Below are 10,584 nucleotides of genomic sequence, written 5' to 3' on the forward strand. Positions count from 1 at the left end.
ACCCGGGGAAAGGACGCGACGCCATGTCGGAAGCCGTCACCCGTTCGGGCAAGGCGCCCGTCGCGCGCCCCGAGCTGCTCGCCTCGCTCGACCCGCTGCTGCGCGCGTGGCTGCCCCGCCAGCGCTGGTTCGCGGGCAAGGGCCGGCCGGTGAGCGGCTTCACGACGGTGTCGGCGACGGAGCTGCTGCCCCTGTCGGCGACCTCAGGACCAGGGCTGCTGCACCTCCTGGTCCGCGTCGACCAGGACGGCGCGCCCGGCGACTGCTACCAGCTCCTCCTCGGGGTCCGGCCGACCCTCCCCCCGTACCTCGCCCCCGCCCTGATCGGCCGCCCCGCGTCGGGCCCGCTGCACGGGTTCACCGTGTACGAGGGGCTGCACGACCCGCGCCTCGCCGATCTGCTCCTGGAGGCGCTGCGCTCCCGGGCCCGGATCGGCGACCTCCGCTTCGACCGGGCGCAGGACACGGAGATCGGTGCCGGACTGGTGGCGCGGGTGCTGGGCAGCGAGCAGTCCAACTCGTCACTCATCTACGGCGATACGTTCATTCTCAAGCTGTTCCGGCGGATCGTGCCGGGCACCAATCCGGATCTGGAACTCCCCCTTGCGCTGGCCCGCGCCGGATGCGGGCGGGTACCGCCGCCGACGGCCTGGTTCGTGGCGGACGCCGGCGACGGCGCGGGGACCGGGTGGAGCGGGGACTCGGCGCTGGTCCTCGGCGTGCTCCAGCCGTTCCTGAAGGGCGCCGCCGACGGCTGGGAGCTGGCGCTGCGCGAGCTGGGCCGGGGCGCCGACTTCACCCCCCAGGCGCGGGAGCTGGGCCGGGCGACCGCCGAGGTGCACGGCGCGCTCGCCCTCGCACTGCCCCGCGTCACGCTCGGCCGCGCCCGGATCACCCTGCTCGCCCGCGACATGGCGGAACGTCTCGACGCGACGGCACGTGCGGTACCCGCGCTGCGGCCGTACGCGCCGGGGCTGCGGACCGCCTTCGACGCGCTCGCCGCGCTGGGCGCCGGCGGGCGGCCCTGGACGGCGCAGCGCATCCACGGCGATCTCCATCTGGGGCAGTGCCTGCGGTCCCCGGACGGGGAGTGGTCGCTGATCGACTTCGAGGGCGAGCCCGCACGCCCGCTCGCCGAGCGCCGACTGCCGCAGCCGACGGTCCGTGACATCGCGGGGATACTCCGCTCCTTCGACTACGCGGCCCGCTCGCACCGGCCGTGGGCGCCCGAGTGGGCGGCGGACTGCCGGGCCGCGTACTGCTCGGGGTACGCGGAGGTGTCGGGGACGGATCCCCGTGACGAGCCGGTGCTGCTGCGGGCGTACGAGACGGACAAGGCGGTGTACGAGGTGCTGTACGAGGCGCGTCACCGGCCGGATTGGTTGGCGGTGCCGCTGGCCGCGTCCGCTCGTTTGGCGGGGGTTGGTCGCCCTTGACTTTGAGGTGCCGTTCCCTTTGGCGCCCCTTTGTTTCCCACCCACCCACCCAAGAGATTGATTGCCCATCCGTCGTCGCCCGCCCGTCGGGCCCAAGAGATTGATCGCTTGCCCACCATCCCAAAAGTCCCCAGAGACCAGAGAGATTGAGGCATCCCCCGTGACCCCTCGTTCGTCGTCCGAGAGTACGCCCAAGAAGTCCGCCAAAGGTGTGGGCAAGGGCAGTCCCAAGGCCGGTCCCAAGAAGGTTCCGAAGGCGAAGGCCGCCAAGGGGGTGGCTGAGGTGCCGGGGCAGGTCGGGCGGGGGGACGAAGCGGTGCCCGTGCCGGCGGCGCCATCCGTGGCACCCGGGCCCGACGACCGGTGGCGGCTGCTGGCCGGAATGCACCACGACCCGCACGGCGTGCTCGGGGCGCACCCCGTCGAGGGCGGGTTCGCGGTACGGGTGCTGCGGCCGTACGCGCTCGGGGTGAGCCTGCTGATCGGGGGCGAGCGGGTCTCTCTCGACGACAACGGGGACGGGTTCTTCTCCGCACTCGTACCCGGAACCCAGGCCCCTGACTACCGGCTGGTCATCTCGTACCAGGACGCCGAGATCAAGACGGCGGACCCGTACCGGCTGCTGCCCGCGCTCGGCGAGTTCGATCTGCATCTGATCGGTGAGGGGCGCCACGAGCAGTTGTGGCACGCGCTCGGGGCGCGGCCCATGACCCATCAGGGTGTGACGGGCACCCGGTTCACGGTGTGGGCGCCGAACGCGCGCGGGGTCCGTGTCATCGGCGCCTTCAACTACTGGGACGGCGCCGCCCACCCCATGCGCTCGCTGGGCGCCACGGGTGTGTGGGAGCTGTTCGTGCCCGACATCGGCGAGGGCGAGCTGTACAAGTTCGAGATCGCCCGGCCCGACGGCTCCCTCACGCAGCGCTCCGACCCGATGGCCCGGCACACCGAAGTACCCCCGGCGAACGCCTCGGTCGTCCACACCTCGCGGCACGAGTGGCGCGACCAGGAGTGGGTCGCGCGGCGCGGACAGCAGCCGGTCCACGCGTCACCCTTCTCCGTGTACGAGGTCCATCTCGCCTCCTGGCGGCCCGGGTTGACGTACCGCCAGCTCGCCGATCAGTTGCCCTCGTACGTCAACGACCTCGGGTTCACGCATGTCGAGCTGATGCCCGTCGCCGAGCACCCCTTCGGCGGGTCCTGGGGCTACCAGGTCACCGGGTTCTACGCGCCGACCTCGCGGATGGGCAGCCCGGACGACTTCAAGTATCTGATCGACGCGCTGCACCGGGCCGGTATCGGCGTCCTGATGGACTGGGTGCCCGCGCACTTCCCGCGCGACGACTGGGCCCTCGCCGAGTTCGACGGACGCCCGCTGTACGAGCACGAGGACCCGTCGCGGGCCGCGCACCCGGACTGGGGCACCCTCGAATTCGACTACGGCCGCAAGGAGGTCCGTAACTTCCTGGTCGCCAACGCCGTGTACTGGTGCGAGGAGTTCCACATCGACGGCCTGCGGGTCGACGCGGTGGCCTCGATGCTGTACCTCGACTACTCGCGCGAGCACGGCCAGTGGACGCCGAACGAGCACGGTGGCCGCGAGAACCTGGACGCGGTGGCCTTCCTCCAGGAAATGAACGCCACCGTCTACCGCCGGGTGCCCGGTGTCGTCACCATCGCCGAGGAGTCCACCGCCTGGGACGGCGTCACCCGCCCCACCCATCTCGTCGGCGCCGGCGGCTTCGGCGGACTCGGCTTCGGCCTGAAGTGGAACATGGGCTGGATGCACGACTCGCTGGGCTATGTCGCCCACGAGCCGGTGCACCGCAAGTACCACCACCACGAGATGACGTTCTCGATGGTGTACGCGTACAGCGAGAACTACGTCCTGCCGATCTCGCACGACGAAGTGGTGCACGGCAAGCAGGCCCTCGTATCGAAGATGCCGGGCGACTGGTGGCAGCAGCGCGCCAACCACCGCGCCTACCTCGGCTTCATGTGGGCCCACCCCGGCAAGCAACTCCTCTTCATGGGGCAGGAGTTCGCGCAGGGCGCCGAATGGTCGGAGGCGCACGGCCCTGACTGGTGGCTGCTCGACCCGTCGTACTCGGCCGAGCCCGACCACCGGGGCGTCCGCGATCTCGTACGGGACCTCAACGCCGTCTACCGCGCCGAACCCGCCCTGTGGCAGCGGGACACGGACCCGGCGGGCTTCTCCTGGGTCGTCGGTGACGCCGCCGAGGACAACGTCTTCGCCTTCCTGCGCCTCGACGCCGAGGGACAGCCCCTCCTCGCCGTGTCCAACTTCTCACCGGTGGTGCGGTACGAGTATCCGCTCACGGTGCCGGAGGAGGTGACCGCCTGGCAGGAGGTCCTGAACACGGACGCCGAGCGGTACGGGGGGAGCGGGGTTGCCCACCCCGCTCCCGTGAAACCGGATGCCGCCGGGTTGCGGGTCACCCTGCCTCCGCTGGCGACCGTCTGGTTCCGTCCCGCCTGATCCCCCACCGTCACGGGGCTCCGCCCCGAACCCCGGTCCTCAAACGCCGGACGGGCTGCTTTTACAGGCTGAGCCGCACCCGTCCGGCGTTGCCCGTGTGCACCACCCCCAACGACTGCGTCGCCCTCGTCAGCGCGACATACAGGTCGCTCGTCCGGTACTCCCCCGGTTCCACCACGATCACCGTGTCGAACTCCAGGCCCTTCGACTCACGCGGGGCGAGAAGCACCACCGGGTGGGTCAGGTCCGGTTCTGTGCCCGCCGTGATTCCGGGGAGTTCCGTGGCCAGTTCCTCGTGCAGGGCGCTCGGTGCGATCACCGCGAGGCGGCCCTCGGTGGGCTGATGGGCGTGGACCGCGTCCGCCACCGTCGCCGCCAATTTGTCGGGCGAGGTTTCCCGGACCCAGGGGCGGGCGCCCGTGGACCGTACGGAGCGGGGTGGCTCGAAGCCGGGGTGGTCGGTGCGCAGGACGGCTGCCGCGATGTCCATGATCTCGGACGGGGTGCGGTAGTTGACGTCGAGCCGGGTGTGTTCGTAGCGGTCGCCGACGTACGGCGCGAGGATGCGCTCCCAGGAGCCGACGCCGGCCTCGTCGGCGGTCTGGGCGGGGTCGCCGACGAGGGTCATGGACCGGGTCGGCGACCGGCGCATCAGCAGCCGCCACGCCATCGCCGACAGCTCCTGCGCCTCGTCCACGATAATGTGCCCGAACGCCCAGGTCCGATCGGCCGCCGCCCGTTCGGCCGCGCCCCGGTGGTCGGTCTCCTCGTGCCGCTCGGCCATGCGTTCCGCGTCGATGATGTCGTGCGCGGCAAGGATCTCCGAGTCCTCCTCGTCCTTGTCGTCGAACTCGTAGGTGCGCGAGGCGTACGACACATCGAGGACGCCCTGCGCGTACGCGATCTGCCGGCGCCGCTCCGCCTCGGCCGCCGCGCGGGCCGTCCGGTCGTCCTCGCCGAGGAGTTCGGCGGCCTCGTCCAGGAGCGGGACGTCCGCCGGGGTCCAGTCGGGAGCGGTGCCGGGGCGGGTGGTGCGGCGGATCGCCGCCGCGTCCTCGTCGGAGAGGTGGGTGGGCGCGGCGAGGAAGTCCGCGACCAGGCGCTGCGGGGTGAGCCGGGGCCACAACTGCTCGATGGCGGCGTGCACTTCGGGGTTGGCGTCGAGTTCTTCGCGGATCTGGGTGAGGTCGCTCGGGTCGAGCAGCAGCGAACCGTCGTAGGGGTCGGTGCCGATACGTTCGGCGAGCATGTCGGTGAGGGTGTTGAGGATGTGGCCCTCGAAGTACTCACGGGCCACGTTGTGCCGCAGCCCTGTCGCACGGGTGCGGTCCCGGGCGACCCGGACGAGACCCGCGTCGAGGATGAGGACGTTCCGGTCGTGCTCGATCGCGATCACCGGGTCGGGCAGGGCCTGCCGGTCCGCGACGACCGACGCGAGGACGTCCGCCATGTCCGCGCGGCCCTTGACCTCGGCGGCGCACGGGCTGTCCGTACCGGTGGCGTGCACCCCCGGATACAGCTCGCCCACGGTCGACAGCAGCACCCCGGTCTCGCCGAGCGAGGGCAGCACCTCGCCGATGTAGCCGAGGAACGCCGGGTTCGGCCCGACGATCAGCACCGCGCGCCGGGCGAGCAGCTCCCGGTGCTCGTAGAGGAGGTACGCGGCGCGGTGGAGCGCGACCGCCGTCTTGCCGGTGCCGGGGCCGCCCTCCACGACGAGGACACCGCGGTGCGGGGCGCGGATGATGCGGTCCTGCTCCGCCTGGATGGTCCGCACGATGTCGGCCATCCGGCCGGTGCGCGCCGCGTTCAGCGCGGACAGGAGTACGGCGTCCCCCGTCGGGTCCTCGTAGCCGGTGCGGGTGGTGTCGCCCAGGTCGAGGATCTCGTCGTGCAGGGCCGTGACCGTACGGCCCTCGGTGGTCAGATGACGGCGGCGGCGCAGCCCCATCGGGGTGTGGCCGGTCGCCAGGTAGAAGGGGCGGGCGACCGGGGCGCGCCAGTCGATGAGGACCGGGGTGCGGTTCTCGTCGTCCTCGCGGATGCCGATCCGGCCGATGTGGTGGCTGGTGCCCGATGTGAGGTCGATACGGCCGAAGCAGAGCGAACCGTCGACGGCGTTCAGCGCGGCGAGCAGGCCCGACCGCTCCGCGACCAGGATGTCCCGCTCCAGGCGCGCCTGAAGTCCGTTCCCGACGGGTTCGAGCGCGCCCGCGACGGATTGCTCGACGCCGCCGCGCAGCCGGTCGACCCGCGTATACAGCGCGTCGATGAATTCCTGCTCGACGCGCAATTCCGAATTTGACAATTCCACTCCCACCCGGATATGCTGTGCTCAGCAAACTTCCCCGCGACTTCACCAAGTATTCGGCGCACCGAAATACAGGAAGTCGCGAACCACTGAATATACGCAGAGAAATCCCCCGGCTGTCAATTCGCCGGGGGATTTCTTTACGATTGGGGGGTGCGGGACGTTCGGGGGTGCGGGTCGGGTTCAGCCCTCGGGCTGCGTCACCCTTCGGGCTGCATCACGCAGAAGACCGCGCCCCACGGGTCCTGGAGTCCGGCGAGCCTGCCCCACGGGGTCGGCATCGGGTCCAGGACGACCGTGCCGCCCGCCTTGGCGTGCGTGGCGGTGACCGCGTCGAGGTCGGCCACGGCGAACGTGGTCATCCAGTGCGGGGGGATCTCCGCCGGGAAGTGCTCGGCCATGTCGTCCAGGCCGCCGACCGGGCGTTCGCTGTCGGACGCCGGGTACAGCGCGAGGTAGCCGTCGCCGCCCTCCTCGTCGATGGGGCGGGCCGTGAGACCGAACGCGGCCTTGTAGAAGGCGGCTGCCGCCGGTACGTCGCGGGTGTTGCACTCGTTCCACACCACCGTGCCGGGCTCGTTCACCAGTCCGGCGCCGAAGAACTCCTTGTGCCCCCAGACGCCGAAGACGGCGCCCGTCGGGTCGGCCGCGACGGCCATCCGGCCCAGCGGGCCCACGTCGTCCGGGCCGAACAGGACGGTGCCGCCGGCCTCGCCGATCAGGCGGGCGGTCGCGTCCGCGTCGTCCGTGGCGAGATAGGTCGTCCACACGTGCGGCGGCTCCGGCTGGCCCTCGGGGGCCATCGCCGGGCCGATGCCCGCGACCGGCCTGCCGTTCTTCTCCATCACGGCGTAGCCGCCGAACTCGGCGGGGCCCGGCTGTCCGCGCCAGCCGAACAACTGGCCGTAGAAGTCGAGGGCCGCGCGCTGGTCCTTGGCCATCAGGTCGACCCAGCAGGGGGTGCCGGGTGCGTAGGGTGCGTTGATCTCGGGCATGAGCGGGGCCTCCGGGGTGGGGCGGGTCTGTCGGTGCTGGGTCCCCGGTCCTCACTCTGGCACGGGCCCGGTGCCTTGTCCTGACGGCGGCCGGGCCCTGCGGTGCTGTGGTCAGACGACGTCTTCCAGCTCCTCCAGGAGCCTGCGCTTCGGGCGGGCGCCGACCATGGATTTCACGGGTTCACCGGCGCGGAACACCATCAGCGTCGGCATCGAGAGGACCCCGTACGCGAGGGTCGTCTCCGGATTGCGGTCGACGTCGATCTGCACCACCTTCATCCGGTGCGCCTCCTCGCGGGCCACCGCGCTCAGCACCGGCGCGATCTGTCGGCACGGCGGGCACCAGTCCGCCGTGAACTCGACGAGTACGGGGAGTTCGGCGCGCAGCACCTCGTCGGCGAAGTCGGTGTCGGTCACCTCGGGCACACCATCGGCCTTGATCATGTCTTCGGGGCTCCTTCCGTTTCCGTGGGGAACACGGCACACAGGGGTTCCGGACCGCCCGGAACCTGGGCGTCGGTGGCCAGCTCGTCGCGCGCCCGCTCGGCCCGCTCCAGCTGGGCCCCGACCTCGGCGCGCACGCCGCGCAGCTCGGCGATCACGGCGTCGAGTTCGGCGAGTTTGCGGCGGTAGACGGCGAGGGACGCCGGGCAGGTGTCGCCCTCCGGATGGCCCGCGCGCAGACACTCCACGAACGGCCGCGTCTCCTCCAGATCGAAACCGAAGTCCTGGAGAGTACGGATCTGCCGGAGCAGGCGGAGGTCGTCCTCGTCGTAGACGCGGTACCCGTTGCCCCCGCGCCGCGCGGGCAGCAGCCCCCGGGACTCGTAGTACCGCAGGGTCCGAGGCGTGGTCCCGGCCTTCTCGGCCAACTCACCGATACGCATGCCTGCGACGCTAAACCTTGCCGCTGACGTCAGGGCAAGCAGCGTGCTTCGTCAGGTTCGGGAGCATGGACGACTGAAGGGGGAGCAGCGGACCGCGCTGCTGGTGCTGATCAGCGGCCGTTTCCGCGTGGAGCTTCCCGGACGCGGGGTTCTTCTGGCCCGGGGGCCGGGGTGTCGACCACTCCTGGTTCGCGGAGGAGGAGTCCGTCGTACTGACGGTCCGCCGGCCGTCCGTCCCCGGCTACAAGTCGGACTTCCGTGCCACGCCCGCGTAGAAGCCGATCTCGCGAGAGCCGGGCGGGGGTGGGCCGTCGGGGCGCCAGAACGGGGCCTGGGCGAGGCCGGGCTCGATCAGGTCGAATCCGTCGAAGAAGCGTTCGATCTCGGCGCGCTCGCGCAGGTTGAGTGTGGCCGACGCCTTGTTGTACACGGCCTGGGCGTCGCTGCGGTCGGCGAAGTCGGCGGTGGCGTGCGAGAGGACCAGGAGGCTCCCGGCAGGGAGGGCGTCGCGCAGGGTGGCGACGATACGTCCTGGCCCCTCCTCGTCGGTGACGAAGTGGAGGATGGCGACGAGGAACAGGGCGACGGGTTGGTCGAAGTCGATGAGCCGGCGGACGTCGGGGTGGTCCAGGATGTCCTGCGGCCTGCGCAGGTCGGCGAGGATGATGTTGGTCGTGCCGGATTGGCTCAGCAGGGCGTCGCCGTGGACCTTCACGATCGGATCGTTGTCGACATAGGCCACGCGCACGTCCGGGGCCAGGCGCTGGGCGACCTCGTGAATATTCGGAGACGTGGGCAGCCCGGTCCCGACATCGAGTATCTGACGGACACCACTGCCGACGGCGAAGCGGACGGCGCGCTCCATGAAGGCACGGTTCGCCCGGACGCCGATACGGGCCTCGGGCGCCGCGGCGACAAGGGCCTCACCGGCCGCCTGGTCGACGGGGTAGTTGTCCTTCCCGCCGAGAAGGTAGTCGTAGACCCGCGCCGGATGCGGCTTGCTGGTGTCCATCCCCGAGACACCCACACCGTCGGTCACACCCTGCCCCTTCCCGCGACCGAACCGGCCGCCCCCATGATTGCCGGCCAGCATCCCACAGCAACTCCCGCCCCCCACACCCCCTTTGACCCCACACCCGGCCCCCTCGGGGGACCCTGTTCCGAAAAGTGGCCACATGCTTGCGGGTGCAGCAGATCTGGCCAGAACAGAAAACAGGGTGCCCGGGGCGGGCGTGGCGGTATCAGGCGATGGCCGGTCCGGAAGCTGAGTGCGGGGTGGATCGGGTACGCGTCCGTGGGCGCGCGTCAGTCGGGCAGGTCGATGTCGGCCAGGGCGGCGATCGCGCGCCCCCACGGGAACGCCCTCGCGTTGCCCCGCTTCGGTGGGTGAGGCATATAGCCCTCCGGCCCGATCAGGACCCGTACGCCTTGCGCGCGCAACCGCTCCACGGACACGGACACCGCCGGCTGTGCGGCCTGTGCCTGGTTGAAGTACGGCATCGCCACCACCGGCACCCCCATGTGCACGCCTTCCGACGGCAGCCCGATCGCCAGCGTGTCCGCGATCCCCGCACCCCACTTGTTCAACGTCGTGCACGACATCGGCGCCATCAGCATCGCCGTCGCGTTCGGCAAGGAGTCCGATTCCCACGGCAGCTTGTGCCGCGACCGCACCGGATGCCCGGTCAACTCCTCCAACTCCCGCATCCGGGGCTCCCACCAGCGCGCGGCCGACGGCGTCAGCACCAAACACACATCCCAGCCCGCCCCCTGCACATCCCGCACCCCCTCATCCACATACTGAGTGGGCCCCGCCGCACACGCGATCAGATACAGCACCCTGCGACTCCTCATGCGCGCAGTCCACACTGCCGAGCAAGGTGCCGCAACGTTCCGCCCGGCTGCGGGTGCACGCCAAGAACGTCCTTGACGAGGCTTACGGTCGACGGACGCCTGCGCACCTCTTCGGGGGCCAACTCGTCCGCTTCGAGAAGCGACTTCACCGCCGCGTCCTTGCGTCGTGTCAGGAGCTGAGCGCGTGTCGGCGAGATGTGTTGCTGCCGCGCGCCGCTCTGACTCGTACAGGGAATACGGCGAGGCCCTGCGCCGTAGCCTGTAGATGCGACTCTTCAGGCGGATACGGAGCGGGGACGTGCCCGATCGGAGTATCGACAGCACCCACGCGGCACCGCACAACGCCGTGGGACGGCTCATCGCGGAATTACGCGACGCGGCGGGATGGTCTCAGGCCCGGCTCGCCGACGAGTTGAGCCGCGTCACCGGCCAGGCGTACACGCGGCAGGACATCTCCCGGTGGGAATGTGGGCAGCGCAAGCCCCGGCCCCACACACTGCGGCCGGTCGCCGCCGCCCTTCAAGTCCCCGTGCAGATGCTGGAGTCGCCCGTGCACCGCCGCCGGTTCGTCACCGACCTCGCCGCCACAGCCATAGCCCCC

9 protein-coding genes and 1 pseudogene are annotated in these 10,584 nt (G+C 71.0%); 4 read left to right on the forward strand and 6 right to left on the reverse strand.

Annotated elements, in window-relative coordinates; all coding sequences use genetic code 11:
• Positions 1–23 precede the first annotated feature (23 nt).
• Positions 24–1,436 carry a maltokinase gene (locus tag ACIQNU_RS40545; RefSeq protein WP_401376726.1) on the forward strand — a complete coding sequence of 471 codons (1,413 nt, stop codon included), beginning with the start codon at positions 24–26 and terminating at the stop codon, positions 1,434–1,436.
• A 160-nt stretch (positions 1,437–1,596) separates the two neighbouring features.
• The gene (gene glgB / locus ACIQNU_RS40550; RefSeq protein WP_401376729.1) at positions 1,597–3,936 is read left to right on the forward strand and encodes a 1,4-alpha-glucan branching enzyme; all 2,340 of its coding nucleotides are present in this window, start codon (positions 1,597–1,599) and stop codon (positions 3,934–3,936) included.
• Positions 3,937–3,997: 61 nt separating this feature from the next.
• Here glgB and ACIQNU_RS40555 read toward each other — a convergent pair whose 3' ends face one another.
• From ACIQNU_RS40555 to ACIQNU_RS40570, 4 genes are all read right to left on the reverse strand, one after another.
• On the reverse strand, positions 3,998–6,229 hold the full coding sequence (locus tag ACIQNU_RS40555; protein ID WP_401376732.1) for a HelD family protein: 2,232 nt from the start codon (positions 6,227–6,229) through the stop codon (positions 3,998–4,000).
• Positions 6,230–6,447: 218 nt separating this feature from the next.
• On the reverse strand, positions 6,448–7,242 hold the full coding sequence (locus ACIQNU_RS40560) for a VOC family protein (RefSeq protein WP_401376735.1): 795 nt from the start codon (positions 7,240–7,242) through the stop codon (positions 6,448–6,450).
• Between the two features lie 111 nt (positions 7,243–7,353).
• On the reverse strand, positions 7,354–7,686 hold the full coding sequence (trxA, locus tag ACIQNU_RS40565) for a thioredoxin (RefSeq protein WP_401376738.1): 333 nt from the start codon (positions 7,684–7,686) through the stop codon (positions 7,354–7,356).
• Entirely contained in the window at positions 7,683–8,129 is a 447-nt protein-coding gene (locus ACIQNU_RS40570; protein WP_401376741.1) for a MerR family transcriptional regulator, read from the reverse strand. Before ACIQNU_RS40570 ends, trxA begins: the two co-directional genes overlap by 4 nt.
• Before the next feature lie 73 nt (positions 8,130–8,202).
• Between ACIQNU_RS40570 and ACIQNU_RS40575 the strand changes: the two are divergent.
• Positions 8,203–8,404: pseudogene (locus ACIQNU_RS40575) on the forward strand (signal peptidase I); the annotation flags it as partial.
• Here the strand turns inward: ACIQNU_RS40575 and ACIQNU_RS40580 are convergent.
• Both ACIQNU_RS40580 and ACIQNU_RS40585 read right to left on the reverse strand, forming a co-directional pair.
• On the reverse strand, positions 8,371–9,141 hold the full coding sequence (locus tag ACIQNU_RS40580; RefSeq protein WP_401376755.1) for an SAM-dependent methyltransferase: 771 nt from the start codon (positions 9,139–9,141) through the stop codon (positions 8,371–8,373). The pseudogene ACIQNU_RS40575 and the gene ACIQNU_RS40580 sit on opposite strands and share 34 nt — an antisense overlap.
• Before the next feature lie 293 nt (positions 9,142–9,434).
• Positions 9,435–9,983, reverse strand: coding sequence for a flavoprotein (locus ACIQNU_RS40585; RefSeq protein ID WP_401376744.1), 549 nt, complete (start codon positions 9,981–9,983; stop codon positions 9,435–9,437).
• Positions 9,984–10,281: 298 nt separating this feature from the next.
• Here ACIQNU_RS40585 and ACIQNU_RS40590 point away from each other — a divergent pair.
• Positions 10,282–10,584, forward strand: a 303-nt coding sequence (locus tag ACIQNU_RS40590) for a helix-turn-helix domain-containing protein (protein ID WP_401376746.1), incomplete at its 3' end; no start/stop codon positions are given.

Origin of the sequence: Streptomyces sp. NPDC091292 (assembly GCF_044757265.1) — a bacterium.
In the GTDB taxonomy this organism is placed as follows: Bacteria; Actinomycetota; Actinomycetes; order Streptomycetales; family Streptomycetaceae; genus Streptomyces.